At 55.3% G+C, this 26,544-nt stretch carries 23 protein-coding genes; 10 read left to right on the plus strand and 13 right to left on the minus strand.

The window, feature by feature from the left end; genetic code table 11:
- Nucleotides 1-469: 469 nt before the first annotated feature.
- From IVA92_RS17765 to IVA92_RS17775, 3 genes are all read right to left on the minus strand, one after another.
- Nucleotides 470-1,339 carry a right-handed parallel beta-helix repeat-containing protein gene (locus IVA92_RS17765; protein ID WP_247281145.1) on the minus strand — a complete coding sequence of 290 codons (870 nt, stop codon included), beginning with the start codon at nt 1,337-1,339 and terminating at the stop codon, nt 470-472.
- A gap of 402 nt (nt 1,340-1,741) precedes the next feature.
- Nucleotides 1,742-2,791, minus strand: a complete 1,050-nt coding sequence (locus tag IVA92_RS17770) for a hypothetical protein (RefSeq protein WP_247281146.1) — start codon at nt 2,789-2,791, stop codon at nt 1,742-1,744.
- Between the two features lie 409 nt (nt 2,792-3,200).
- Nucleotides 3,201-4,058, minus strand: coding sequence for a 2OG-Fe(II) oxygenase (locus IVA92_RS17775; RefSeq protein WP_247281147.1), 858 nt, complete (start codon nt 4,056-4,058; stop codon nt 3,201-3,203).
- 259 nt (nt 4,059-4,317) lie between these two features.
- On the opposite strand from IVA92_RS17775, the gene IVA92_RS17780 reads away from it, so the two are divergent.
- Both IVA92_RS17780 and IVA92_RS17785 read left to right on the plus strand, forming a co-directional pair.
- Nucleotides 4,318-5,259, plus strand: coding sequence for a hypothetical protein (locus tag IVA92_RS17780; RefSeq protein WP_247281148.1), 942 nt, complete (start codon nt 4,318-4,320; stop codon nt 5,257-5,259).
- A 90-nt stretch (nt 5,260-5,349) separates the two neighbouring features.
- A complete protein-coding gene (locus tag IVA92_RS17785) occupies nt 5,350-5,700 on the plus strand; it encodes a hypothetical protein (RefSeq protein WP_247281149.1) in 351 nt (116 codons plus the stop codon).
- 34 nt (nt 5,701-5,734) lie between these two features.
- Here IVA92_RS17785 and IVA92_RS17790 read toward each other — a convergent pair whose 3' ends face one another.
- On the minus strand, nt 5,735-6,409 hold the full coding sequence (locus IVA92_RS17790) for a polysaccharide deacetylase family protein (RefSeq protein WP_247281150.1): 675 nt from the start codon (nt 6,407-6,409) through the stop codon (nt 5,735-5,737).
- A gap of 172 nt (nt 6,410-6,581) precedes the next feature.
- Between IVA92_RS17790 and IVA92_RS17795 the strand changes: the two genes are divergently transcribed.
- From IVA92_RS17795 to IVA92_RS17815, 5 genes are all read left to right on the plus strand, one after another.
- Nucleotides 6,582-6,830: an acyl carrier protein gene (locus IVA92_RS17795; RefSeq protein WP_247281151.1), complete on the plus strand. Its 249-nt coding sequence runs from the start codon at nt 6,582-6,584 to the stop codon at nt 6,828-6,830.
- Nucleotides 6,831-6,913: 83 nt separating this feature from the next.
- The gene (locus tag IVA92_RS17800; RefSeq protein ID WP_247281152.1) at nt 6,914-8,167 is read left to right on the plus strand and encodes a class I adenylate-forming enzyme family protein; all 1,254 of its coding nucleotides are present in this window, start codon (nt 6,914-6,916) and stop codon (nt 8,165-8,167) included.
- Nucleotides 8,168-8,172: 5 nt separating this feature from the next.
- Nucleotides 8,173-8,889: an SDR family NAD(P)-dependent oxidoreductase gene (locus IVA92_RS17805; protein ID WP_247281153.1), complete on the plus strand. Its 717-nt coding sequence runs from the start codon at nt 8,173-8,175 to the stop codon at nt 8,887-8,889.
- Between the two features lies 1 nt (nt 8,890).
- The gene (locus IVA92_RS17810; RefSeq protein WP_247281154.1) at nt 8,891-9,727 is read left to right on the plus strand and encodes a hypothetical protein; all 837 of its coding nucleotides are present in this window, start codon (nt 8,891-8,893) and stop codon (nt 9,725-9,727) included.
- Nucleotides 9,728-10,123: 396 nt separating this feature from the next.
- A protein-coding gene (locus IVA92_RS17815; RefSeq protein WP_247281155.1) for an IS3 family transposase occupies nt 10,124-11,262 on the plus strand; the annotation gives its coding sequence in 2 pieces (ribosomal slippage) (nt 10,124-10,385 and nt 10,385-11,262; 1,140 coding nt in all).
- 283 nt (nt 11,263-11,545) lie between these two features.
- On the opposite strand, the gene IVA92_RS17820 is transcribed toward IVA92_RS17815, so the two are convergent.
- From IVA92_RS17820 to IVA92_RS17835, 4 genes are all read right to left on the minus strand, one after another.
- Nucleotides 11,546-12,601 (minus strand): glycosyltransferase family 2 protein, encoded by a 1,056-nt coding sequence (locus IVA92_RS17820; protein ID WP_247281156.1) that lies wholly within the window; start codon nt 12,599-12,601, stop codon nt 11,546-11,548.
- Nucleotides 12,602-13,449: 848 nt separating this feature from the next.
- Nucleotides 13,450-14,703 (minus strand): glycosyltransferase family 4 protein, encoded by a 1,254-nt coding sequence (locus tag IVA92_RS17825; RefSeq protein WP_247281157.1) that lies wholly within the window; start codon nt 14,701-14,703, stop codon nt 13,450-13,452.
- A 155-nt stretch (nt 14,704-14,858) separates the two neighbouring features.
- Nucleotides 14,859-16,109: a GNAT family N-acetyltransferase gene (locus tag IVA92_RS17830; protein WP_247281158.1), complete on the minus strand. Its 1,251-nt coding sequence runs from the start codon at nt 16,107-16,109 to the stop codon at nt 14,859-14,861.
- Nucleotides 16,106-17,407, minus strand: a complete 1,302-nt coding sequence (locus tag IVA92_RS17835) for a glycosyltransferase family 4 protein (RefSeq protein WP_346658126.1) — start codon at nt 17,405-17,407, stop codon at nt 16,106-16,108. The genes IVA92_RS17830 and IVA92_RS17835 overlap by 4 nt, the downstream gene beginning before the upstream one ends.
- A gap of 380 nt (nt 17,408-17,787) precedes the next feature.
- On the opposite strand from IVA92_RS17835, the gene IVA92_RS17840 reads away from it, so the two are divergent.
- On the plus strand, nt 17,788-18,795 hold the full coding sequence (locus tag IVA92_RS17840; protein ID WP_247281160.1) for a glycosyltransferase family 2 protein: 1,008 nt from the start codon (nt 17,788-17,790) through the stop codon (nt 18,793-18,795).
- Here the strand turns inward: IVA92_RS17840 and IVA92_RS17845 are convergent.
- Genes IVA92_RS17845 through IVA92_RS17860 form a run of 4 tightly spaced genes read right to left on the minus strand, consistent with a single transcriptional unit; the run spans nt 18,792 to nt 22,870 of the window.
- Nucleotides 18,792-19,877: a hypothetical protein gene (locus IVA92_RS17845; RefSeq protein WP_247281161.1), complete on the minus strand. Its 1,086-nt coding sequence runs from the start codon at nt 19,875-19,877 to the stop codon at nt 18,792-18,794. The two genes, IVA92_RS17840 and IVA92_RS17845, sit on opposite strands and share 4 nt — an antisense overlap.
- Nucleotides 19,878-19,910: 33 nt before the next feature.
- Nucleotides 19,911-21,386 (minus strand): lipopolysaccharide biosynthesis protein, encoded by a 1,476-nt coding sequence (locus IVA92_RS17850; RefSeq protein WP_247281162.1) that lies wholly within the window; start codon nt 21,384-21,386, stop codon nt 19,911-19,913.
- A 36-nt stretch (nt 21,387-21,422) separates the two neighbouring features.
- Entirely contained in the window at nt 21,423-22,076 is a 654-nt protein-coding gene (locus IVA92_RS17855) for a PIG-L deacetylase family protein (protein WP_247281163.1), read from the minus strand.
- The gene (locus IVA92_RS17860) at nt 22,073-22,870 is read right to left on the minus strand and encodes a sugar phosphate nucleotidyltransferase (protein ID WP_247281164.1); all 798 of its coding nucleotides are present in this window, start codon (nt 22,868-22,870) and stop codon (nt 22,073-22,075) included. Before IVA92_RS17860 ends, IVA92_RS17855 begins: the two co-directional genes overlap by 4 nt.
- A 197-nt stretch (nt 22,871-23,067) precedes the next feature.
- Here IVA92_RS17860 and rfbC point away from each other — a divergent pair, with 197 nt between their 5' ends.
- Nucleotides 23,068-23,688 carry a dTDP-4-dehydrorhamnose 3,5-epimerase gene (gene rfbC / locus IVA92_RS17865; RefSeq protein ID WP_247281165.1) on the plus strand — a complete coding sequence of 207 codons (621 nt, stop codon included), beginning with the start codon at nt 23,068-23,070 and terminating at the stop codon, nt 23,686-23,688.
- Between the two features lie 57 nt (nt 23,689-23,745).
- Nucleotides 23,746-25,089, plus strand: coding sequence for an NAD(P)-dependent oxidoreductase (locus IVA92_RS17870; RefSeq protein ID WP_247281166.1), 1,344 nt, complete (start codon nt 23,746-23,748; stop codon nt 25,087-25,089).
- 115 nt (nt 25,090-25,204) lie between these two features.
- Here the strand turns inward: IVA92_RS17870 and IVA92_RS17875 are convergent, their stop codons facing one another.
- Nucleotides 25,205-26,323 (minus strand): acyltransferase, encoded by a 1,119-nt coding sequence (locus tag IVA92_RS17875; RefSeq protein ID WP_247281167.1) that lies wholly within the window; start codon nt 26,321-26,323, stop codon nt 25,205-25,207.
- Between the last annotated feature and the right edge of the window lie 221 nt (nt 26,324-26,544).

The following is a 26,544-nucleotide window of genomic DNA, read 5'->3' on the forward strand; positions in this document are numbered from 1 at the left end:
CGGCTCGGCGGTTATCTCGCCCGCGCCAGCGATCCGCCACCCGGCAATACCGTCATGTGGCGCGGGCTGTCACGCCTCACCGACATAGCGCTAGGTGTCGTGGTCGGAGGAGAATTTGTGGGTAATTGAAAGCTTCACCGGACGGATACTTCGAAACTTGTGCTGTCGAAAAGCAAGCCGACAGGATCTGGCGACTTCCCCTTCAGCAAAAGCCGTATCTTGAGTCAGTTGGCCCACGTGTGCAAAGTGGTTTCGCCACGTTGCGGCCGAGAGAATGCGCCCGTCACTGAGACAGCTTCGCGACAGCCCGACTTAAGTCGATCATGTACTTCGATCATTAGGCACCGGATCTCGTGCCCCAATCATCCCCGAAGACTTCCCTTTCCGCGCCTTCAATTAACTTGAGCAGATCTATCGGTTAGAGCGATTGTGATGCGGACGCTCATGCGTGAAATGCTGATCGCATCGGTTAGCGACGCGGTCTTTTTGCAGTTGCGCCAGCATCCTCCAACACAGCTCCTGTAAGCATGTTGACGTTGTTCACATAGATCGACTTTGGGCTCCGGTCGTTGGGACCGCCGCGGATGTTGCCGCCAAACGCGAGCCCGGACAACGTACCTTTAGGGTCAAAATAGTTGTCGTGCACTGTGAACGTATTGACGATATCTGCCACTGTGATTCCCGTGTAAGCATTAATCCCTCCGCCTTTGGCCGTGAATGTATTGTGGCCAATTTCACCGGAAATAATGATCCCTGGGCTCGAGCCGACATCTGGTTCAACCATGAAACCCTGCGTAGTGCCGCCGCTCTGCATAGTCGTGTTGAAAACAATGGTCGCCGAATAGGGCCCGCCTATGAACTCGGTGTAGTCGCCGTGCGCGCCTGGCGCCATGCCGGAGTTCTCGAAAAGATTATGCGCAACAACGACATTGCCTCCAGAGCCATGCAGCTGGATGATGTCGCCGCCGGCATTCTTGAGCCAGGAATACTCCACGGTGAGGGTACCGGAGCCCCGCATCTCAATGAGACCGCCGACATCCGGATTGCTGTTGCCGTCAACTACACAATAGCCGACGTACAAGTTTGTTGCCGATCGCATTGCGAGGATCGGTTGATTGTTCGAGGCGCCAACAAGAAATTTCGAATTCAGAATTCTCGCGTTGTCTCCGAGAACCACGACGCTCCAGCCGCCATTTAGCGAAAAATCGTAGTCATCAAGAGTTACATCATTATCGGTGACCGTGACCGTCCTGGTGGCCGCGTTGACTGACACTCCAGTCATGGAGACCGAGGGATCCCTGAGCGCGCCGCTCGCCGCATGTCCAACGCAATAGTCCACGCCTGCCACCCGCCAAGTAGGACGAACGCGATATCTCCTCAGGAGCGACGGATACTGAATACTGCAAGGGGGAGCGTTAGAGAACCCATCATCAATTCCCTCATATCCTGGTTGCTCTGCCGCTCTGGCGGGCGCCTTCGGCTGGGCCGCTGCTGCAGGCCCAATCAACGCACCTGCTAATGCATCCACAAGATTGCCAACGCCACTTCTCACGCGACCGCTCTCAGCTCCTGATGTCGGACTTCTCGAATTGCTGGCAACATCAGTTGCTGGCATCGACGCCAGCAGCGATATCAAGAGCACACCCAGGCAATGAACGGCCATGGAGATGATTATGCCACCATCAGAAAAATCGCGGCCCTGAAAACAACAAGGCAGGTAGGCTAGATCTACTTCAAACGCTCAGCCAGCCGGAACGCCAACTATGCGTGACGAACGACTCCATTCAGCCCGAACCGCGAAAACAGGTCTGGTCTGAAGAGACTGCTCGTAAAGTGAAGCCCGTATTCCAACACAAACTCCCCAAAACATCCACATAGTGTTCCAATAATGTACCGTTAGTCCGACAAGCACGAACGCCATAACAGCAAACGTGAACCCCGTACGCATGTTGTCCATGTAAGCATCCGGAGTCCGACTAGCGGTTCTCCGCCCGAAGCCGGTGAAAAAGCACTTAATGTTAGCCAGAAGCAGAAAAATCAGGATTGGTATGCCGAACCGCAGCGCCAGCACAAGCCAAACGCAGTCAACCGACACATTGTCAAAAAAATCGCTTCCGTCGCCCATGTCATCGAAACCGTATCCTGCCCATGGAGCCAGACCTATATTGTAGAAGGCGCGGTCCCACGTCGCCTTCCGAAAATAGCCTGTGGACGGATCGAGCGTGAGATGCGCGATTATCCAAGACGTTGGATTCTCGGTTGTTATATATATGAAGCCGAGCGCGACACCGACCATGGCGGCGAAGGCTTTCCATCGCCACGCATAGGACTTCGTAGTTTGATCATAACAATAGACGAATACCGCAATGCAGAACATCAACAGGGGGGCTGAAGACATCGCCAGCAGACAGCCAAGCAGACAGAGCCCAACCCAACGAACTCGACTGAGCGAACTTCTTTCCGAGTACAGGAATATCCCGCCTGTGACCGCGCAGAACGTTCCATAGGCAATTGGGTGTGGAAATATCGATTCGGCCCTCATCAAGCCATACCTGAACTCCGGCACGGGGTTCAGTCCGAGAATGCCGTTTACAACCCATCTTCCGGACATATGGTCGACCATCGCGACAGCGAGAATTAACGTGACCGCGACCTTCATAGCCCGGATAAAATCATCTAGCGCTGGCCGCTCATAAAAAAATGCACGCGCAACGACGTAGCCGCCAAGGAGTTCAAGTACCGTCGCCGCCGACGATGACAATGACGGCAAGCGGCTCTCCTGCAGGGACACCGCGATCATCCACATTGACGCGAGGCAAACAAACAAATCCGATACTACAAAATGCCGTCCTCTCCGTAGCAACACAAACACAGCTGGGACTAGGAGCAGGGCTATAGCCAGCCGTTCGGGATTAAACTTGCCCCCTCCAAGAGAGAAGGTCATATCACCGGGAAGAAGGAACCCCAAAAAGAACAGCCAGGGCGCGAATGGGTGCGAACGTTGGACTGCGCCCCCCCTCAAGCTCGCTATAGAAGATGAGGTACCATGATCTATCGGCTCGGATGCCACTCGAACGCTGGTCATGCGGTCCTTCAATTGATCTATGTAGCCCTATTGGGGCACCCAAATGCCCGGCTGCAATGCGCACCCAAGGTCATTTATCATCCACACTTGGAAAGACCGGTGGATCGTAAGTAAGTCAACGCCTGAACATCCTAGGAATTTGCCAGACGATTGGTGGAATGAAGGGTTTGATAACATCGAGGGCTTCCCGCCTCTTAACCTCGCCGGGACGCATTTTGAATATAGTCGTATGATCCTCAGATCTTTCGTCTTCTGGACGACCATTCGTGTAATAATACATCGCAATAGACCTGCGATATTCTCCCTTGGGGCTAGTCAGAGGATCCGGATGTCCATGATAGGCCGTATCAGTCGTGGAAAAAATCACGATGCGATTTGCAATCGGCAGATAGGCCTTCTCCTTGTGCTTGACATCCTTGTCCCACAATTCAAGGGCGCCGCCCCACTCCAATTTCCAATCGTAATTCAAATACACCAGCAGATTGAGGCGGCGGTCCAGTCTCAGCTTCTTGTGCCTGTTGAAATCCGCATGGATCGCGAGGCGCCCGCCACGGGGAATCATGTGCAAGCCGCCGCCAGCCAAGTGCGGATCGGGGATCAGACCATCGATCCCGGTAAGGCGCTCGAGGAACTCCACAAAGATCCTGGAATTCAGCGAATTGACGAATTGCTGAATGTAAGGAGGAAACTCCTCCAGCTTGTCCAGACCCAGCTTCTGCTCCTCATACGCTCCGGCATCAAGAAACGTACGATTCCAGGACGCGTCGAATTCGCCAGGATATTCCGAGACCACGCGCTGGATAATACACTCGTCAAAGAATCCATCGATCCGGATATGAGGGAATGGCCGATTCTCCCTGTACTGTTCAGCCCATTCCTCACCGCATCTCCTCATCTTTTCCAGAGGCAGAAAGGACTTTGCACCGAAGGTCTGAGCCTGCATCGAAATCGGCACCGTGGCTCTGGCAATCATGCTTCTCGCTCCGACGTTCGCACGGCTCCATCTGATTGCGTGCCGGCGCATTAAATTACATTCTGGCATTAAATCAAAAACCGGACAAATTCAACCAAAATAAATTTATTTCGATATTGGCACCTGTACCTAAATTAATATGGATAGTACGGTGGGGTACCCGGGAGATAAGGGAATTAGATGTGCGCCATTTGGCGCCTGTCTTGTGGATGCATCTCGCTGAATGCAACGACGCACGTTTTGAATCCGTGGGAATTGAATGGCAAGCTTTCACATCTATACCTGCGCTCGATCGAGCGACGTCAATATTCTCGAACGAAATCTTCGCCGATCGCCCGCGATTGCTAATGGCGATATAGACCTGACCGTTCTTTGGAACAGACCCAGCGCTGCCAGCGCCTACGCAAATGCAATCAAGACAGCCAGCGCAGAAATTCTCGTTTTTGCCCACTGTGACGTCTACTTTCCCGACCACTGGTTCGAACGACTGGACTGGGAAGTCGATCGCCTTACGCGCCTCGACGCCCGGTGGGCCGTCGCCGGGATCAGCGGTGTAGCGCCAGATGGCGAGGTGGTGGGCCGTACCTGGGATTGCTCGCTGGCTCCGTGGTTCCCTGAAACAGCGGGACTTTATGGCAAGGAACTGAAGCGACCGGTCCCCATTGTTAGCCTCGATGAGATGGTGATCGTGGTTCGGCGAGAAGCGGGCGTGTCGTTTGATCCTCTGCTCCCGGAATTTCATCTCTACGGGACGGATATTGCTCTCGAAGCCCGACGGCTGGGCAAGTCCTGCTACGGGCTGGACATGCCATTAATACATAATGCAAAGGCGCAGCTCCGACTCGGACCCGATTACATTCGGTCATACCGTTACATGGTGCGGAAATGGCGCGATCGCTTACCCGTGCCGACAACCTGTGGTTTGCTGACGCAAAATCCTTTCGTTCTTCCGATGCGCCGGCTGAGGATACGCTACAAAGCGATCTTTCGAACCTCGACCTATTCAACGCAACGACTCTCCGATCCTTCCGTGAAGGCAAGAGAGCTTGGGATGGATCGGCTACTCGCCGCTCCAATGGAGAACAGCAGCGCCCACGATGTCAGGGGTGGCTCTCGGGCGGAAGTTGGCCCCAGCTCAGCTTCAAAAACACCGGAAGAGAGCAACCAACGTCAAATGCCATCAACTGGGCTGTTCCGCTAGTTCTCCAGCGGACCGCGCCGGCAACCTACCGACCTGCGCGACCAGCATAGGGAAGTGAGTATCGCGTCTAAAGGGCGATCAGGTAGAGCGGTGCAGGAGCTGGAGATCGAGAACAACTGGGTCGGGCGAGCGGTCTCGGATCTGACGCTGGACAAGCTTATCCTGGCGGAGGCCACGAAGGAAAACCTCTATCTTGGTCGCTATCAGGGAGCCTGTCGGATCGGCGGGTCTGCTCGATCGTCGGCGGCCGATCGAAAGATGATCCGCTACTGTTCCAACCACCCTGCGGACGCTGCTCTGCTGCAGCCGATTGCACTCAAGGGGCAGATCAAGGCCACCACGAACCTACCGAGCGGTCGTTCGACGAAGCGAATTATGATCAGGCCAGCTGCCGTCAATCCGCCAAGCTGGTGTAGGCGTAACAGGTTCTCCCCTCCATAAGCCGTGCATGCGAACTTTTGGGGAAACCTTGGACCTAGCGTAGAGCCTTAATGATACCCTTCACTTCAAGAATTACGCGACGCCCGAGAGAATTAGACATTGATACCAAGCTTTCGAGGTCGAATTTTTCTTCTGAGGTGTAGGTCCAACGACGCGTCTGCCATCTTCCGACATACCCGAACCCGCGGTCGGAATTATAGACCTGTGTGTAACCAGCCGCCTTCAATGCCGCCAGAACACGACGATTGTAGTGCCCAAAAGGAATCGCTGCAGCCTGGACCTTCGCACCCAGGATTTGTTCAAGCTCATCTTTGGAGTCCACAATCTCGCGGTTAAGTTCCTCTGTGTTAAGCTCGGTCCACGAAACGTGGTCAACCCCGTGACTGCCGATTTGGAAGCCCATTGCAGAGAGGCACCGCAGATCATCCTCTGAGAGATACCCCCGTCTCGCGAGTCGACCGGTACAGGGGAAGAAGGTCCCCGATAATCCATATTTTGCGAGAATTGGCGCGGCAATGTCCAAATCACTTCGGTTTCCATCGTCGAACGTCGCCAGCAAATTCACGCCTAGCGCTTTTGCCTTTGAGGGGGCATCGGCAATAAAGGACGCAAACAAATTCTCGGAAATCCAGTAAGAGCGCTCGTCAGCTGGAATACCTGCTGGCGGTGCTCCAATTCCGTGAAAGCATAACGCGATGTTGCGTATCATCGTTTTCGAACCCTACGCCAACCTTTAGAAATCCTCGCTACCAAACCGAGGAGAGGCATATCAACGAAAGGTAAATCTGCCTCAAACCCGCTTGACCTTCCATTAAAAAGAAGTTTAAATCCACAAAATTAAATCTCGCTAGATTAATTTATAAACGATAGTTGAGAATAAGATGAGAGACAAGATCCAGCAGGTCTTCAACGCGGTTTGGCGTGAGCAGAACGGAACCAAACCGCCCGTGCTGGAATCAGGCACGCTGCTTCTCGACACGGGTCTAGATAGCCTTGGCTTCGCAATTATTGTAACCCGCCTCGATGATGAGCTGGGCTATGATCCTTTCACCATTGCAGAAAATGCGATTTATCCTCAGACATTCGGTGAGTTCGCGGCATTTTACGAAAAATACAGGCCAGCCTCGTGACAACCTTAGCCTGCCGCCTCGCTCTTTGTAATCCAGCGCTCCCCGTGCTCCAGACAGCGAAGGGTATTCTTAGGCTGGGGGAGGTGCGCGCCGCCCGGCTCACTCCCAAGCTTGATCGCGACCGGCCGGTCGCTCTCTCGATCCGAGACCCGGCATCCCTGCTGAAAATGCTAGTTGCCTGTGATGGCTACGTACCGGAAATGTTGCTGATCTCGGCTAGTCTCGCCCCGAATATCGTTCAGAGCCTTGCGGCACGAACAGCCTGCGGCACGATAGTTTCGGATCGAGGCGACATCTCCAGTGCCCTATCGCTCGAGGCGGCGCTCTTCTCCAGTCCCGACGAGTGCACCGGCCCGAGTTACGAGACCGCCTGGATAATGACCACATCCGGCACGACTGGCCAGCCAAAGATGGTTAGCCATTGTCTAGCAGGCCTCGCGCGAACCGTCAGACCTTGGCTTGGCCAAGGTTCCCCGCCGGTATGGGGCTTGACTTACGAGGCAACACGATTTGCCGGCATGCAGGTGTTGCTTCAGGCAGTACTCAGTGGCAATCTCCTTGTGGCCTGCGATCCCGAAATGGAGGTCGCCGCGAAAGTTCCGCATTGGATCAAATACGGGGTTACTCATCTGTCGGCCACGCCTACGCTATGGCGTCAGATCCTGATGCATCCCTCTTCCGTGCGACTTATGCTCAGACAGGTTACTCTCGGCGGAGAGATCAGCGATCAGCTCCTGTTGGACAGACTCGCGGCTCGATTCCCAGAGGCGAGGATTTCCCATCTTTATGCATCCACCGAAACTGGTGTCGGATTCTCGGTTAAGGACGGGCGCGAAGGTTTCCCGAGACGCTTTTTGGAGGAAGAGCTGAATGGCGTCCGCCTGAAACTTGCGGATGGCCGGCTCTGGGTACGGACCCCGGGGCCGAAAACTATCATGATAGGTTCAGAGGAACGCATTCGCCGCGACGTGGAGGGCTATGTCGACACACATGACCGGGTCGAGCTTCGCGGAGACCGAGTGCTTTTTGTCGGTCGTGACACGGGCGCCGTCAACATCGGTGGCTCCAAGGTCTTTCCGGAAGCGGTGGAGCGAGTTATCAACCAAATGGCCGATGTTGCATTGGTTCGGGTGATCCCGCGACGCAATCCGCTTTCCGGTGCGGTTCTGATAGCGCACATTGTGCTCATGGAGCCCGTATCGAATCCGGATGCCTTCAAGTTGCGCGTGATTAAGCATTGCCGCGCCCGGTTGCCGCGCGAGGCAGTTCCTGCCCTAGTGCAGCTGGATAGTTCACTGACTGTCAATGCCGCTGGTAAGCTGGCGAGGAGTGGCTAAAAGACGTGCGCACAGTTGTTGTAACTGGCGTTTCCCGCGGTCTGGGTCTCGCAATAGCCGAGCGGCTGGTGATTGACGGTTATCGGGTGGTTGGCCTGAGCCGGAGCGTAGGCGGTTTCGGCGCGCTGATGGCCCGCGCCGGTGAACAAGCGATGTTCGAGCCATTCGACATCTCCGACTTCGGCGCGATTCCGGATGTCGTACGCAAACTGACTAAGGCACATGACCCAATCTATGGCTTGGTTAACAACGCCGGCATAGGGCTCGATGGGGTGCTCGCCACCATGCATCAGAGCGATATCGAGCGGGTGATAGCAACGAATCTCGTTGGGCCGATTACGCTGACCAAGTATATCGCCCGCAGCATGCTTAGTAGGGGCGAGGGACGAGTCGTCAATGTTTCCTCTATCATCGCTTCCACAGGCTTTCATGGCCTATCGGTCTATGCGGCGAGCAAAGCGGGACTGGAGGGGTTCAGCCGTTCGCTAGCGCGGGAGCTAGGCAAGATGAAGATCACCGTAAACTGTGTCGCTCCCGGCTATATGGAAACCGAGATGACCGGTGGGCTCAATGACACAAACATGGATTCTATACGTCGGCGAGCGCCGCTCGGACTTCCTCTGACCCGGGATGCCGCAGGTGCGGTAATTTATCTCTTGGGTGACGATGGAGCGCGGGTGACGGGCACCGTCATTACCGTTGATGGGGGTAGCACAGCCTAAAATGAGCGTGCGCATTCGAGAAATTACGCCGGCTGACCTTCCAGAAGTCGTCGCCGTCCTCCGCGAGGGTTTTCCCCGCCGCACGCTTGTCTATTGGCAAACCGGAATCGCCAACCTTCAGCGCCGCGCTGAGGTTCCTGGCTATCCGCGATTTGGGTATGTCATCGATGCCGACAATGCCGTCCAAGGCGTGATTTTGTTGCTGACAGCCAATCTCGGCAATGGCCCTCGTTCCACCCTCTCGAGTTGGTATGTGCGTCCGGCCTATCGCGCATTTGCGACCTTTCTCTTCCAGCGCACCCTCAAAGAAAAAGGGGGTGTATTCTTAGACCTCTCGCCCTCGAACCACGCGCTGCCAATTGCTGAGGCGTTCGGCTTCAAACCTTATACTACAGGCGTGATCCTTCTGGATCCCCGAGCGGCTTGGCGCACAGCAACAGGCCGCGTCACGCCCATTCGGGCTAGTATGATCGGCTCTTTACCTGATCCCTTTCGAGCCGTGACGAAATCTCACTTGGGCTATGGATGTGCGGGGTTCGAGTTCCAAGATGCGGAAGGAACGGGGATCGCGCTATATCGAATCAAGATGCTGAAAGGGGCGATCCCATGCGCGCAGTTTTTGTTTGGTGCTCCGGCGAGACTGATCGCTCTCGCGGGTCCGCTTATGCGGGCACTCCTTTGGCTTCGCATTCCCACGGCGCTAATCGATAGTGATGGGACAGAGACGGTTGTTGCCGGCACATTGATGGAAGGCCGCTCGATTCGTTATGTTCGTGGCTCAATCACACCATCAACAGGCGATCTGCTTGAGACGGAATTTGCAATTTTCGGGCCGTAGCTCCCGTCGCAACTCTAGCCACGCCCTATGTCTCATTGCGTGGAAAGCCACGCCCTGCAAGACATACCGAACGTCGATCGGTTATTTGTTAGTCTCCCTCCTTCCAGAATCTGTATCATCGGCGGCGAGAATGTAGCAAGCCGAACTCTTTCTGAGGACGTGACCCGAGTCTATTTTTAAGGTCATGTAGCGAATTCAGGTGCAGGTATTGCCGCGCCGAGCGTCGAAGACAAACCGCGCGGCGGCTTGCAAGCTCTCCGTGACGATCGGCAGCTTCTTGTCATCCGGCCAGCGCCGCCGGCGACCAACAGAGCCGGCTCCGGAAATCTGCACAGTACGATAAGTGGAGTTTCTGCCTGACGGCGGGCAAGATTGTCCCGCGAATCAGGAGAGACGATGACGAAACGCGCACGCCGGAACCACACACCGGCCTTCAAGGCGAAAGTGGCGCTTGCCGCGGTCAAGGGCGACCGGACACTGGCTCAGTTGGCGGAGCAATTCGACGTTCACCCCAATCAGATCACATCGTGGAAAGCGCAACTTGAAGGCGGAGCCGCCGATGTGTTCGGCCCGGGGGGCAGCAGCACAGCGGCGGCGTTACCCGCCATCGACGTGAAGTCGCTGCACGCCAAGATCGGAGAACTGACGCTGGAGAACGATTTTTTAGAAGGAGCGCTCACCAAGGCGGGATTGCTGAGCGCAAAGCGATGATCGACCGTGAGCACGATCTGTCGATCACCCGGCAGGCGGAAGTTTTGAAGATCAGCCGCGGCAGTGTCTATTATCTGCCGCGTCCGGTACCGCCTGCGGACCTCGCGATCATGCGACGGCTCGACCGGCTGCATCTGGAGTTTCCTTTCGCCGGTTCGCGAATGTTGCGAGGCCTGCTGGCTGCCGAGGGGTGCAAGATCGGCCGCCGGCATGTCAAGACGCTGATGCGGCGGATGGGGATAGAGGCGCTGTACCGCCGTCCGTGCACCACCAAGCCCGAGCCCGGCCACAGGATCTATCCATACCTGCTGCGTGGCATAGAGATCACGCGCCCGAACCAGGTCTGGGCGATGGACATCACCTACATCCCGATGGCGCGCGGCTTCGTGTATCTCGCTGTCGTGCTGGACTGGGCGACCCGCCGGGTTCTGTCGTGGCGGCTCTCGATCACGATGGAGGCGGCGTTTTGCGCCGAGACATTGGAGGATGCTCTGGCCCGTCACGGCAAGCCCGAAATCTTCAATACCGATCAGGGCTCGCAGTTCACCGGCGCGGCGTTCACGGGCGCGCTCACCAGCAACGGCATCGCCATCAGCATGGACGGTAAAGGAGCTTGGCGGGACAACGTGTTCGTCGAGCGGCTGTGGCGCAGCATCAAGTACGAGGAGGTATACCTGCAGGCCTACGACAGCGTCAGCGACGCCCGCGCCTCGATCGGCCGATACCTCGACTTTTACAATGGCCGGCGTCCCCACTCGAGCCTTGACGGCGGCACCCCGGATCAAGCCTACTTCAACCTGCTGCCAATCCGCATGGCAGCCTAACCCCGGCAGACGCCCCACTTATCGACGCGGAGATTCTGTTCAGACAACCGGGACCAGCTCTCAACCACCTCCTACCGTTCAAGCTAAGGACTGCACTTATGGCTTTTCATAAGGATTGTTACACAGCACTCGACCAAATCCGATGAGGCGGCCTACACCGGAGGAAGACTGTGCCGATCTCGCCAAACCGATCCACAATCGTCAGCGCCTCCGCAAAGAGCGGTCAAAACACCGCGTCGATTGAGCCTTGACGACGCACGGTAGGCGCAGCTCGATCGCTCTGCTATGGGCGGTGGACGGATAAAAATTGGTCGGGCCGCCCCATTTCTCCGGCCAATCCGGCTGCAATACCGCGATAGGCCATTCGCATATTAGTCCATGAACCAACAAATCCGTACTCAAGTGCCCTGGCCAATAAAATCAAGACCGTCCACACCAACCAGGTCGGATATCTCTGACTAACGAAAAAAATTCGATTGCGGAAATCGAGGTATACAGATAGCGGCGAATGGTCGGCGCGCGCACCGGCTGACCTAATTGTCGTCCCACCCCGGTGAGGCACCACCGAACGCCAAGCAGATCCCACTCCGCACTGCTGCTTCGCGCGCAGTCCCCATTCGAGGTCTTCGAAGTACAAGAAGTACCGTTCGTCCATAAGACCGATTTTCTCGATGCACTCGCACGTCACAAAAAAGGAAGCGCCCGATGGCGCATCGAGCTGCGCCTCCACTTCATCGGGGTTTGGCAGCACGCTCGATAGCGCGTGGCGGTCCACAGCTTCTGTACTAGCCCAAGCGGGCTTCCATCTGAGTCCGCGCGAAAGGATGCGCGCAGGCTTAACTGCCGAGACAATGCGGCTCCCCACCATTCCCTTACGTCGGGACTGTGCATAGAAGACGAGCTCAGTCAACGCGTCGGGTTCCGGTTGAGTATCCGGATTTAGAATCCATAGTCCTGCGTGCTCGCGCTGCTCGAGAACGGGACGCACCCACGCGTTAACACCGCCTGCGTAGCCTAGGTTTTGCGGCGCCTCGCCCACGATCACCAACGCACTGGTTTTGTGCAATCGTAAGACCTTCAGACGTACAAACCCCTTTTCCGCGGCCGATCGCAAAAAGGGCAACGTGCACGGTTCTTGCGCAGGATCATAACAGCATTGCTCAACGACAAGCTCATCGACGAGGGCATCGAACGCGAGCGGTCCGCCATTTTCGCAAATAAAAATATCAAAACTCGGAACTTTGTTCGCATTCGCCAACGCGGCCAAGCAGCTGGCAACATCGCTGGGGTTACGAAACCCTACAATGAGAATTGCGATCTGGCCTGGATTGTTCGGCACCTAAACTATTCTCCGAAGAACTCGCCTTGCTGGACGGACCAGAGCAGGCGAAACGATTCCAATAATTTACGTAAACAGCAATCGAAAACTTATTGAATTCGATACGATCATGTCAAACCGTACCATTAAGCTTATCAGCTTTTGATCGAATAAAAAGTGGTCGGCTGATCGAATAAAAAGTGGTCGGCCTGCATCGGTGGATTCGACCATCTCGCCCGCCTCTATCCTCTGCATCGGCTTCCATATCTCACGCGGCATAAATCCCAGCTTTCCAGGTGGAGCAAATATTGGCATCGGCATGCTCCTGATCGCCAACTCTGGAACCGCAGTACAGACCATCCCGGAACCGGCGCTCAAATGTGATCGCAATCAACCGGCTCTTCGCTCCCAAACCTCCGACGTAGTGATAACAGGGCGCAGGCGCTTATCGCATCCAATTGGCGAACAAAGTGTGCCTTCAAATGCGATGGGACGCTGTGATGGTACAGGATGACTAGCGGTCTGTTCCGTCGCGTAACGACCGCAACCAAATGCATTCCGACAAAGCATAGCGGCGTCTCCCCCACAATCACCAGTGCACCGGTGTCGCCAAGTCGCAGAGCTTTCCAACGAACGAACGTCTTCTTGGCAACTGCCTCCGAGAAAGGCAACGGATACGCGCCGTCAATCGACTCACAAGAGCATGGCTTACAGACGAGATTTCCGACGACAGCGTCGAGGCTAACGGTTCACCATTTTCACAAATGCAGATATCAAACCTGAGAAATAAGGTCGCATTGTCCAATGCGGCCAGGCAGCTGGCAACACCATCCGGGTTACGAAACCAGACAATGAGAATCGCAACAGAATCAGAATTTTGGGGCACTCAAACTGTTCTCCGTTGGGACTCGCGCAGCTGCAGGCGAAACGCCTCCGCCGCATTGACTTGGCACAGCCGTTGCGTGTCCGGTCAGACAATCCGTTATTTGCCGTCTCCGCTGCCTTGCAACGGTGGCCCACGTTAAGCTCTTGGAGCGTTCGGCCGCCGTGATCGACATTCTTCGCCGAAGTTCATGGTCTTCGGCCAACAATCGAATCGCATCGATCCAGCCCGGCGCATCGTATGGATCGAGCACAATACCCTCACGATGAGGCCGTATTATCCAACCCGCGCCCATTGGAGTCGTCAGAATCGGAAGGCCAGAGCCGCAAGCCTCATATATGACAAGCGGGCTTCCCTCCTCCAGGGATGGAAACATAAAGATGTCCGCCGATCGATAGAGCGATCCGATGTCCTTAAAGTAATTGAGCACTAGTACATCATCTCTACTGAGAAGGCTGGCGCACTTCTCCTTGATGATCGGCTCCAGCTCCCCCGCCAGCACCAGCCGACCTCTCACGCCGCTTCGCGCCCAGTACTCGAGAAGTAAGTGCGCCCCCTTCCGTACGCAGATCGCGCCGACAAAGATCGCAGTGATCCCCTCGATCGAGGGGATCAACGTGCGGTCTCCGGCAAGACGACAGGCATCCCAGCCATAGGTCGCGTTTAGCACCTTGCCTCGAGCAACCCCGTTCTCCAGCAGAGAGGACGCGACGAGAGGGCTAGGTGCAAAGATATGGTCCACTGCCTCCGATACCTGCACTTCATGATCAATCCTCCTGGCAGTGATCCCGTGTTGAGGTGTCACGCCGAGCCGTTCGTACGCCAGATCAAGAATTCTCTTGGCCGTCGCGGTGTGGCAGTTGAACTGCTCCCGAAAGACAGTGACATTGCGACGCTTCAACTCCCTCAAGGTTTCGATACTTGCGTCGGGCCAAAGATAAGCGGCAGTGCTTTCCGGCTGCAACCTGTCGATGCAGGTGAGCAACGCATCCTCTATTCGACTTCTCGCCCACGGCTCTACCCATTTGTAGGGTGCGTAGCGCGCCCAAGCTGGCAGAACCTCCACCACCTCAACGGGAGACAATGGCCAACGGCTTCGCGGAGCGACGATGGTCACCCCGAACTCCGGATCAGCCATGCCCTTTGCGAGGGAGCCGCATGTGTAGCCCACCCCCATCCCGTTCAGCGGCAACGGCATCAAAGCAGCAATCGAGACGGTCACAGCGATCCCATCATTCAATCACGTCTTCCTAGAGAGGCGATATTGATAGCCGACCCTGCCTCACCAAGCGTCTTCTCCAAGAACGGGATTGTTCTCTCGGCCGAACAAGTGACGGCGCGACCGAAGCCGCATTAATGAACAGACGGAGGAGTACTCGATGCCTGAAATCATCGTCACTCTCTTTGCATCACGCTTACGCGCCATTTTCGCTTAAGGTCACCGAGCCACGGCACTATCGCGATTAAATGCCTGGCCCAGCGATTCATCATGCCGACTGAAGATCGTAAGAAATTGAGCCACACTGCTGTCATCCGGGGGGCAAAAATATAGATGGCCTGCTCCCGACGGCTACTGTTGGAGAGCCGTTCCTTGTAGGATGCATCACCGATACCGAAGTCTATCCGCTCGGCAAGTCTCGAGCCGTCGGGCTGATTGTCGAATAGCTCCTCGATGACTTTCATCATGAGATACAGGCCTGGACCGTATTTCGCGCGAGCCGGATCAAAGCCAAGAAAATCGCTCAGAAACACTTTGTTACGAAGCGAACCTATCCAAAACGCGCAAGGATCACCATCAAGATAGAGAATGTATGCTCGAAGCCAACCACGCGTGGCCTCGAACTCGAGGCGAGACCGGATTATAGGAGTTTCCGAGAAGCCCACTCCAATCCCTCTTTGATAGGACTTGCGCGCCACGCTCTCAGCATCGCGCATGAGGCGGATAACGTCGTCGCATCCCGTGAAGAGCTCGATTCTTACGCGGCGAAAGTCTTCGGATAGCTTTGCTGCACGATTTCTCTGGTTGTAACGTTCTTTCTTGGAAAGGCACGCCATAAACGAGGCCGCTTCTTTTGAGGCGCTCCGTATCCGATGGATTTCGGGATGGATAATGTGATCTGAACACGGCCATGATGGCTGGGTATGGATGCAGTGAATGAGTGGAGAGTCCATGTCCAAATGCTCGAACCTAGCCACATCGGCTTCGCCGCCCGCCAAAGTCTCTATGATGCTGCTGACGAGTAGCTTAGCCGTCGCATCGGAGATTTGCCCAAGGCAGCCACCGTGCACGAAACTCAAGATTCTCGTGCGTGGTACGGGCAAGGCGAAGTAGCCAGCCTTGACACGCACTCGGCCGACATCAAGCCGCCCGGCAAGCAGCGCTATCGGATCACCTCGATCATAGAGCACGACTACATGCGGAGTTAGTGCCTCTGGATAGATGTCAGTGATGAACAGATAGAAGTCGAGGTCTGCATCCCGACCAGGATTGCAGCCACTCCAGAATTCTCGCAACGACTCGACTTCACGGCGGGTCCGCAGGATCTCGATACGGCAACCCATCCCCGCGTCGTCTATATCATGACTTGGCGACGAAACTCGCTCAGCAACGCTGTTGGCAGTCGGAACCGTCATAAACTGCATCATCGGACCGAAACACCTGGGCTGTCATGAGCATAGCCTCGTATGCTCAATCCCCGATCCTTATCGCTGCAATTCGCAATAGCAGTTTCAATGACGCCGGCTACTCTGGCGGCACCCAGATTCAAGTTGTAACGGCTCAGAACCTTGTTCCTAGCGGCCAATCCCATCCGACCGCGAAGGCCCGGTGACGACAAGAGCTCGATTACTTTGTCAACCATTCCGTCGACATCGAAACCCGGTATCACAAAGCCCGCGTCTGCCTCCACGAACTCCGGAGCCCCCCCTGCGTTCGCAAAACAAAGAATTGGCTTTTCTTGCTGCGCCGCTTCCATCACCACGAGTGGGAATGGATCTTCCCTCGACGTCAGGATAAACATATCGGATGCCTTGAAGTACATTTCTGCATCCGATGTAAGGCCGACGAAGTGCACCACGTCGCGCAGCCCAAAGTTGGCGACTCTTGCCTGCATTATCTCGACTCTGTCGGACCTGCCACCAACCCAAACAAAGTGAACCGGCGCACCGTCGTATTTCCGAACAACCTCGCCGGCGACTTGCAGGAAAATGTCCGTGCCCTTCCGGAATTCGATTGAACCACAGGCACACACCAAGTTTGCATTTTGCCGGATGCCCAGCTTTCCGCATACAATCTTACGGGCCGCCTCCGCTTCGATTGCGCTCTGGGTACTTGGCACAAAGCCGTGAATTACCTTGATTCTATCTTCTGAAATTCGATGGTTCGTCACAAGATTATTCTTTACCGCGTGCGAAACGGCTATGTACACGGGGCTGCGTTCTTCCAAGCGAGCAATACTCCGGACACCTATCTCTGCAATTGCTCCCGCAAGCTCGTGGACATGACAGACGACAGGACACTCTACAAAGGAAAGAAACTCGAGCATTCTCGCACTGGCTACCGAATTGACGTACATCAAATCGAACTTCTTTTTGAGGTAACGTTGTCGGAGCTGCGCAAAATGGTTCGAATCGTACCGGTGCTGGAGGCGCAACTTCCGCATTGCCCTGTACCAAACAGCGGCACTCGGCTCGAACGAATCTACCATTCCGATTCTCGCAAAATCCTCCGTGAGTACGCCGGGCCTCCCGGTCAAGATCCGCATATCAAAACATCGATTCCGACGAAACCATCGCAGGAAGTTCAGCAGAAATATCGGCGCTCCAGTTCGCGACGCTTCATGACTCAAGAACAAGAGTCTCGCGGCCGTTCCCGGACTCTCCGAATGCTTCCCATCGGCCAAGTGACCGGAGGCGAAGTCGCCTTCAACCGTTTCCATGATCATGAGTTTATGCTATGTACCGCCTCTTCGAGCCAGCATGAGCGGTGGCCGGGCCAGTTCACCGGAAGGGCACCAATCCAAAGCCTGCTTGCAAGTGTTGGGCGCCAACCCACCCTCCTCGCGCCGTAGCTCGTGCCGCCGAGCGGAAGATCAGCGACGACACGGTCACACGACTGACAATGCTCCAAGTCCATCGCATCTTCAGTCCTTGCCTGCCCCACCAATTGAAACTACTAACCACACTCGCAAATCTCTTTTGACATTAAACTGGTCTATTTATATGACAATAATTAATCAAGGGCAATCAATTAAATCTGTCGCGGCCGGCAACGCTTAAATTCAAAATGGTTATTGAACGGTCCGCCCTGCGAGGGACCCAACCGATGTCGTCAACCGAGCCACTGGTAACAATCGCCATTCCAACGTTTAACAGGGCCGCTTGGCTGCCGGGCTGCGTTGAGACGGCTCTTGCCCAATCCTATCAACGTTTCGAAGTCCTCGTATCTGACAACGCATCGACAGATGCAACGTCAGAGATTTTGAGCCAAATTAGCGATCCAAGAGTTCGGGTCCTGAGGCAAAGTACTAACGTAGGTCAGATTCCGAATTGGAATGCATGCTTGGCGGAAGCAAAGGGCGATTATGTTGTGTTTGTCTCTGACGACGACAGGATTGCGCCGTCCCTACTGGAACGCTGTGTGACACTTGTGAAGGGCGAACCGCAGGTTCAGGTAGTCGCCGCGCTCAGCGACGTATATTTCTGCGCTGAAGACCGAACCTGGCATGCTCCGCAAAACCGGAAACTTGCAACAGGGATTTGGGATGGAGCGGATCTCCTGAAAGAGTATTTTGAGGATAGGATATCGACGCCGATGTGCAGCATTATGATTAACACGGAGAGCCTTCGCGCCCGGGATGGATTCCCCCTGGATTTTCCGTTTGCCGGTGACACGATAGCATGGGTTTCACTGCTGTTGAGCAGCCGGGCCGGATTAATCAACGAGTCCTGCGGGACCGTGTGCGTTCACACCGGGAACGAAACTTCCAAATTGGAGCTGGAAACTCGTCTAAACTGTTTGAAAAAATTAGTTGACTTTGTATCTGACGAGACTGACCGGTCCATGGCGGATGTGCGAAGGCGCCGCGCCCTCCAGTCGGCGGCAAAGCGCTATTTTGCGCGTTACGCTGTGCAACTCATCGCGTCTTACCGAAAAGCCGGAACCCGCCTTCTCAAATTGGTCCCGGTACTTTGGCACTTGCGCAGCTATCTGCGCTGCATTCAACCGCAGGACATAGCAAGGATGGCTCGCCCACTTGCGGTCCTTGTTTTGCCCAGCCCGGTAACGCGCTGGGCACGCAGCATCAGGCTGACATGGCCGAACAAGGATTAGGCGTGGTCCTTCTCTTTGCTTGAATGGACTGCACGCGACACCGTTTGTGTCTGTGTATCTGCCGAAATTCGTTCAAGCCAAATTTCACGCCACCAAGAATGAATGCTCCTCGGGCAAAACATTCGATTATGACTATAGCAAGATTGACAACAGACGCCTTCCAATATGATTGCCGGCGTTTTCATTTTTCTCATTTTTCCGGTTTGCTCATCGACGAAATTCATCACCCTCGCTTTTACGCGGTAGGTCCCTCCGCAATAGGGCACCAGTTCTGCGTCAAATCCCATCCCTCGGTTGTGAAGTGTCTCGTCCAGTGAAGCAAGGATCTCTTCATAGGGTTTGACACGGACCAATTCGCCGGGCTGCAAATTCAAATCACACGTGGGGGTAGGTCGTCCGGCTAGGATATATCCTCTCTTTCGCGGGAATGGAACGCCGCCACGGATGGCTTGAAAGCGATCGTAAAGCCAACGGCCGGGACGCCCCAGTCTGCCACGGTAGGCCAGAGAGCCGTAGTAGTAGCTGACGTAGATAAAACCGCTGAGTATGCGGCCCACCGTAGCGTTCCCAGACTTGTAATCCTCAACGTACTGTCTGACATCCCACCACGGCAGCGGTGTGGTGTAGTCGAGTAACTGGGTCGCTTGGCAAGTGTATCTTGTTTCTCCATTTACGCTGCTGACATGCGTTGCCTTCCAAACGTCCTCTTCTGAGCAATCGGCTGCGCCACTACGCCGACTTGCCCGGTACGATGAGGATTTTTCTGAGGTCGACGCCTCCGTGACCGGCTTGAGCCACGCCTCTTTCCAAAAAATCAAGCAGTACGCTTGGCAGCTGCCGTATGCTTTGCCGTCACAACGGAGATCCAAATGAACTCCGTCCGAGAGACTCCGCCCGACGAATTTTCCCGAGACAGTATCGCAGGTCTTGTGGGCTCGCTTGTAGACCTTAAAGCGCTTTCCACAATACTGGAACATCTGCGGCATGAATGGAAGCCCATCCAACCGACCAGACTTGTCTAGCGAACTGAGGATCTCATCCTTCGTTCTTACCTCCACCCAATCGCCCGAGCGCATTCTCATGTTCGTCTGGCTCCCTCAACGACCATATCCAGATCAACCCAATGAAGCCGTTCCGTCGCGCAGTGAAGACTTCCTTAGCGCAGCAAGAAGATCCAGATAAAATGCTCTCTGCCCCATTACCAATAGGAGCAGCAAACAATATATGCTGAGCATTACGCTACCTTCGACCAGCAGTCTCATCAACGGCGCCCCCCACCCTTCAAGTTTGACTTGAACAATATACGCAACCATCGCCGCTACAATGCCCGAAAGGAATGGACGGCTTATCGCCAAAAGGAGGGCCGATAGCGAAATCGCCGTTCCATGCAGACACCAAGCAAGATGCGGAAGCACCCACAGTGTCATCGCAGCCGAATAGGCTATTGCAACGCCTTTCGGGCCATAAGGCAGCCCAACAAAATAGGAAGAAACCACCAGCGGAGCGATGACCAGTGCAATCGCCAGGCTTCGTCCTTGGAGCCCAACCGACAGGAGCAGCCACGAAAGCGGGTTGATCATCCCGAATACCAAAACCGTCGGAGCCAGCAAGCGGAAGATGACTGCCGCCTCCAGCCATTTCGGTCCAAGAACGACCAGGACGATATCCTCACTAAACAAGGCGCAGAAAATAGTCGCAGGGATCGTCAACGAGACGACGAGCGAATAGCCTTTCAGAAAGTAGTTCCTCAAGCGGACGGAATCATGCTGGAGACGCGATAACGCGGAGAACGCGACACCGCCGACCGCTCCATTGAGGTTGTCTGTGGGAATTGTGACGAGTTGATAAGCTCGTCCATAGATCCCGAGGGCGTCGGCTCCCCAAAACCGGCCAAGGAGCACCTTTTCAAGATTGTACGCGACATAAACGACGAAGCCATTCACGGTAATGGTCCCGCCAAACCGGAGCATTGGAAGAGTCGCCCTTCCCCATCGCGGCGCACCTGGCATCCAAGCTGTCGCCATCCACATGCAAGCTGTGCTTATTGTCGGTGAGACCATCGCGGATGCGATCAGCGCCCAATAGCCGAAGCCGGCGAGAGCCATGCAAATTGCAGCCACCATGCCTCCCACTTGGGACAGCAATTCAACAGCGGTCATGGTAACGTAGCGCAACCGGCGTTCAAGCAGCGCGGAATGCTGCACACCTCCTGCGTTGAGGACAAACCCCGCGCCGATGGCGACTGTTATCCAGAACAGCCGAGGCTCGTTATAAAAGGCAACGAGCGCTGGCGCACTCGCCGCGCATATTGCGGCGAGCAGGATACCGACCCCCATATTGATCCAGAATAAGGTCGATATCTGTTCGTCGGTGATCGTTGCCTGCTGGACAGTCGCCGACGAAAGGCCCGCGGTGGTGAATAGCCCGTAAACGCCTGTAACGACGGTTGCCATCGCGACCAACCCGAAGTCTCCGGGATCAAGCAGGCGCGCCAAGATTGCCACAGAAATAATTCGAAGAGCGAAACTCACGGCTTGGCCACAGACCTTTGCGAAGCCGCCCCGAATCGCCTTTTCCTTTACATCATCCATGATTATTCCCGAACGACCCACAATCGCCTTGCCCGTTTAGACCAGGGTCAGCTTACGCGCACAAAACGCTTCGGCGTACCTCTCTGGTGCGCGGCATTCCATTCCCCGTAACCGCGCCAATCCGGAAAACGTCTCGGCATCAAACCACTGCTTCGACCGTTGGCTGCCAAAATGGGTCAATAACAGATCAATCTTGCGCCGAAGTATCTTCTCCGAAATCGGAACGTAAAGATTCGGACGTCCCATATCGCCATCCCACTTCGGGATCTCGTATTCAAAGATTACATGGTCGCGGAAGGTATTCCATGCCAACCGGCTGAGCTCGCGATGATCCTGATGCGCATCATCTCTACGATGCGTAAAGATAAGATCTGGCTCAACACGTCCTTTCAATGTCTCGAACCAACTCTTGATCTGCTCGCCCTGCTCCGGAAAGAAGCCGTCTCGGAAGTTCATTGTCTCGATTCGGACGCTAGCTGCTTCGGACAGGAAATCCGCCGCGGAAGCCCTCGCCTCGTCCTCGCGCTCACCCGTCGCGCTGAGAACACACCAGTGCACATCGAGGCGAGCGCCTCGCCCAAACAGGTTCAGAAGCGTCGCTCCTGCGCCAATTTCGATGTCGTCTGAATGTGCGCCCAAACACAAAACGGACAGGCGCTCTCCGGGCGCGGCAAGCTGGACACCCTTCATGAAGCCGCCTGCGTCCGCACTTCCGGGACAACCTTCCAGGGCATTTCGCCCCGCTCAATCATCTCCTCAAGAACCTGTCGGTCCCGCAGCGTATCCATCGCGCGCCAGAAACCTTCGTACTTGTAGGCCATAAGCTTTCCGGCCTCGATCAGGCGATTGAATGGTTCGAGCACAAGCTCCTCGCCATCGCGTATGTAGTCGAAGATCTCTCTCCGGAAGATGAAGTAGCCCCCATTGATCCAGATCTCGGACTGCTGACTGGAGCGGAAACGCTTAACGGTGTCTCCGCCGTTGAATTCAGCTAGGTGAAAATTGAACGGAGGATGCACGGCGACAAAACATCCAACCATTCCACTCCTCTTGAACCGCTCGACTATTTCAAGCAACGGCGCGTCGGTCAGGCCATCGCTGTAGTTTGCGAGAAAGATGTCCTCGTTCTCAACGAGGGAGCGCACCGCCATCAAGCGCTGACCGATGTTTCGCCAAATGCCGGTGTCGACCAGCGAAACCTGCCAATCCGGCGGCTGCTCGCCGATCACCTCAACCTTCCTGCCGAAGTTGGAAACAACGCAATCGCTGTGAGCCCAGCGATCCGAGTTGAGGAAGTACTCCTTGATCACATTGGCCTTATAACCCAGGCACAATATGAAATCGCGGTGACCATATTGGCTGTAGTATTGCATAACATGCCACAGCATCGGGTGTTGGCCGACGGGCACCATGGGCTTCGGAATGCTTTCGGAATATTCTCGGATACGGGTCCCGAGCCCCCCACAGAACAGCACAACTTTCATGGCTAGCGCTTCCCATGTTCTTGCCGGCCGTTTCGGTCGCCACAGATCGCCAAGAGCGGGTCCTACAGGCCTCGATTTAAATAACATAAAATCCACTATTGAATGTCGCATTTTATATTGCAGACTGAATTAATCAATATTTTTTTGAAAACTATTTTGAGATTCCGTCCTTAAGCATTATCATCGTTGACATTTCGATGCATTTGAATGCCGGCGCGGGCAGTTATGGAGGAATTGGGGTGATTATAACCGAAACCGAGCTTAAAGGAGCCTACATTATCGATATTGAACGCCGCGAAGATTCCCGCGGCTTTTTTGGGCGAGCCTTTTGCCAGAGGGAGTTTAGGACCCTCGGCCTCAATCCGGTCATCGCGCAGGCCAACATCGCGTCAAATACCCGGCGGGGAACCTTGCGCGGTATGCACTTTCAGTTTCCGCCGGCATCGGAAACGAAACTGGTTCGTTGCACACGTGGCGCCATCCTCGACATTATAGTCGACCTGCGCCCTGAAAGCCCGACCTACCTGCAACATGTCGCCATCGAACTGAACGAGAGCAGCCATCGGTCGCTCTATGTGCCGGAACGTTTTGCTCACGGTTATCAGACTCTCGTCGACAACACCGATACCAGTTACCAGGTGGGACAGTTCTATACCCCCGAGGCGGAGAGCGGGCTGATGTATAACGATCCTCGGCTCGGACTGACGTGGCCGCTTCCGGTTTCCGTGATCTCGGAGAAGGATCAGAACTTTCGGTTGCTTAACGAGGTCGAATCCGAACTGAAAGAGCGGATGGAACTCGCCGGCGTCGCGGGTTGACGCCGAAAGCACGTTGCTCGCAGCGTTGACCGATCCCTCCAGTTGAAAGAATCTACGATGATACTCATCGACCACGCCCTAAAAGCCCGTCATGCGGCGGGAAAGCCAATCCGCGTCGGCCTTCTCGGCGCAGGCTTCATGGTTCAGGGGATTGCCAATCAGATAACCAACAGTGTTCCTGGAATGAGGGTGGTTGCCATATACAGCCGAAAGCCTCAGCGTGGCCGTGACGTATTCAACTATTCCGGCCTAGCCGACGTGGTTTACGCGGACAGCCAAGGGCAGCTGGACAGAGCCGTTGCCGCTGGCGTTCCGGCGGTCACCGAGGACGCGTTCCTCCTCGCCAGATCGGACCTGGTCGACGTGATCGTCGACGTAACCGGATCGGTTGAATTCGGGGCCCACGTCGCGCTGGAAGCCTTCAAGCATCAAAAGACCATGGTTCTCATGAACGCGGAGATCGACGCGACTATCGGGCCGATCTTGCAGGTCTATGCAAAGATGTATGGGGGCACCCTGTCCGCATGCGATGGCGACGAACCGGGGGTGCAAATGAACCTGGTCCGATGGGTCAAGGGGCTCGGCTTGATCCCGCGCGTCGTCGGCAACATCAAGGGACTTCAGGATCCGTATCGCACCCCCACCACGCAGAAGGGATTTGCCGAGCAATGGGGACAGAACCCAGCCATGGTCACCAGCTTCGCCGACGGATCCAAGATCAGCTTCGAGCAAACGATCGTGGCCAATGCGACTGGCTTCAAGGTCAGATCACGCGGCATGTCGCGCGGACTGGAATATCGCGGCGACGTCATGAAGATAGGCACCCTCTACGACATAGACGAAATCCGCGCCCTGGGCGGAATCATCGACTATGTCGTCGGCACACCTCTGACCAAGGTCTACGTGCTAGCCGAGCACACCGATCCAAAACAACAGAAGTATTTGAGCTTGTACAAAATGGGTGAAGGCCCCTTGTACTCGTTCTTCACACCATATCACCTCGTTCATTTCGAAGTACCGAACTCGATTGCTCGTGCGTTTCTTTTCAAAGATTTGATCGCCCCTCCCATCGCCGGTCCGGTTGTCGAGGTCTGTGCCGTCGCTAAGCGTGATTTGGCGGCGGGCGAGGTCCTCGACGACTATGGGATGTACATGACCTATGGCGAAGCCGTGAACTCCGAGGAAATGAGCCAAATGCAATACCTTCCCGAAGGTCTCGTAGAGGGCTGCAAGTTGCGGCACGCAGTCAAAAAGGATGAAGTGCTGACCTATGCGGATGTTGATCTGCCGCCCGGTCGCCTGGCCGACAAGCTGCGCGCAGAACAATACAAACATTTCAATGGACACACTTGGCTTGAGCAACGGATTACCCCGGATGCTTCATTTGCTCTCACGGCGTGAAAGGGCTGGAAGATGACCACGTTTGCCGAGCCATTTGACGCAGGCTTGCGAATGCGTCGCGAGGAGTCCGCTCGCCCGCCTTACTCGTGATCCTGAGCGGATCTTCGCTGAATATTCATTGGGAAGCCACACCCGACGTTATCGGCGGCTGCATCCAAGCCGCGGCACGTCTTCCCACATTTATCCCCGGCAGTTCAATGTATCGATACGTGAGTTCTGAAACGATTATCGTGGCGGGTATGCTCAGGAACGAAAGCAGCAACATTCCAGGAGCAGTTCCAGAGTAACTGAAGACGGACCAAACGATCGCTGAAATGACAGGGTAGTGACACAAAAATATCGAGTAGGAGCGCGAACCAAAATACTGCGCCGCGGGATTCGTAAGCGCCCAAGAGTATATATTGGCAGCAAGTCCCGGCCGTTCGTGGCACTTCTGCGGAAGACCAAAAAATACAATAAACCAGATCAGGAACGGTCGCAGTTCACTGCGCAGCGGAAAAAGGACGATTGCCAAAGCCCCTGCCGGGACCAGCCAATTATGACCTTCCACATACGGGTAGGTCAATCGGCTCACAATTCCCACCACGAAGTAGCTGGCTGCGAGCGGCAGCGCTCCGGGCTGAACAGTGCCGACGAAGCTCTTGAACCACAGTTCACAAACTGCAACTGTAATCGCGAGTACCGGGATGAATATTTCATTTCGGATGATGCAGATGATCAGCGGTGCAACAAGATAGAATTGGAATTCCAGCGAAATGCTCCAGGCTGGCATGTTGAATGCGTACTCCGAGTACGGCAACGCTGCATTGGAAACGGCACCGTGCAGCATCGTGACATGCGCGAGAAGGTGTGACCAGAAGTACTTATGATTGCTTGCGCCGATACCATTCACAACCTTTGCGAATTCGGAATCGTTAAAGCCAGGAGAGGCTAACGAAATGGCAAGAAGATCGTTGGTAAAGAAGCCAACAATGCAGGTGGCGGCGAACAACGGAAACAATCGTGCGAAACGCTGGACGAGATAGACAGGATATGCCTCCGATTTTTCAACAACGACGTGCGTGATCACGAAGCCGCTGACTATAAGGAAAACGAGGACAGCGGGTAGGCCTAGTGATCTGAACTGTGCCGCCAACGTTCCCGCATTGAAGCCCGAACAGTATGCGAGGTGCGCCAAGACCACGGTCCACGCCAACCAGCCTCGCAATCCCTCGATTGCCTGAAATCTCTTCACCGGTGCTCGCCTTCTCGATCGCGGCTGTCTCTAGCAGCGGTTCGGAAGATGTTATTCTCGTTTGTCGGATGTATGTTCTCCAAGGCTATGATCTAAATAACGTGACATCGCGACACCTCCCCAAATGTCAGGTCGCTCTTCGTCCCATCGTCCTCGCGACATTCGGCCGGGGTCCCCTCAGACCATTCCGACCGTCGGCGACTCTTCGAGGGAGCGCGACC

It is taken from the genome of Bradyrhizobium sp. 154 (assembly GCF_023073875.1).
Taxonomy (GTDB): domain Bacteria; phylum Pseudomonadota; class Alphaproteobacteria; order Rhizobiales; family Xanthobacteraceae; genus Bradyrhizobium.

Excerpts from the sequence above, each read along its gene's own strand:
- IVA92_RS17775 (WP_247281147.1), bottom strand. The coding sequence starts at position 4,058 with ATGATTGCCAGAGCCACGGTGCCGATTTCGATGCAGGCTCAGACCTTC.
- IVA92_RS17780 (WP_247281148.1), top strand. The coding sequence starts at position 4,318 with ATGGCAAGCTTTCACATCTATACCTGCGCTCGATCGAGCGACGTCAAT.
- IVA92_RS17790 (WP_247281150.1), bottom strand. The coding sequence starts at position 6,409 with ATGATACGCAACATCGCGTTATGCTTTCACGGAATTGGAGCACCGCCA.
- IVA92_RS17795 (WP_247281151.1), top strand. The coding sequence starts at position 6,582 with ATGAGAGACAAGATCCAGCAGGTCTTCAACGCGGTTTGGCGTGAGCAG.
- IVA92_RS17810 (WP_247281154.1), top strand. The coding sequence starts at position 8,891 with ATGAGCGTGCGCATTCGAGAAATTACGCCGGCTGACCTTCCAGAAGTC.
- IVA92_RS17830 (WP_247281158.1), bottom strand. The coding sequence starts at position 16,109 with ATGATGCAGTTTATGACGGTTCCGACTGCCAACAGCGTTGCTGAGCGA.
- IVA92_RS17835 (WP_346658126.1), bottom strand. The coding sequence starts at position 17,407 with ATGATCATGGAAACGGTTGAAGGCGACTTCGCCTCCGGTCACTTGGCC.
- IVA92_RS17840 (WP_247281160.1), top strand. The coding sequence starts at position 17,788 with ATGTCGTCAACCGAGCCACTGGTAACAATCGCCATTCCAACGTTTAAC.
- IVA92_RS17845 (WP_247281161.1), bottom strand. The coding sequence starts at position 19,877 with ATGAGAATGCGCTCGGGCGATTGGGTGGAGGTAAGAACGAAGGATGAG.
- IVA92_RS17850 (WP_247281162.1), bottom strand. The coding sequence starts at position 21,386 with ATGGATGATGTAAAGGAAAAGGCGATTCGGGGCGGCTTCGCAAAGGTC.
- IVA92_RS17855 (WP_247281163.1), bottom strand. The coding sequence starts at position 22,076 with ATGAAGGGTGTCCAGCTTGCCGCGCCCGGAGAGCGCCTGTCCGTTTTG.
- IVA92_RS17860 (WP_247281164.1), bottom strand. The coding sequence starts at position 22,870 with ATGAAAGTTGTGCTGTTCTGTGGGGGGCTCGGGACCCGTATCCGAGAA.
- rfbC (WP_247281165.1), top strand. The coding sequence starts at position 23,068 with ATGCATTTGAATGCCGGCGCGGGCAGTTATGGAGGAATTGGGGTGATT.
- IVA92_RS17870 (WP_247281166.1), top strand. The coding sequence starts at position 23,746 with ATGATACTCATCGACCACGCCCTAAAAGCCCGTCATGCGGCGGGAAAG.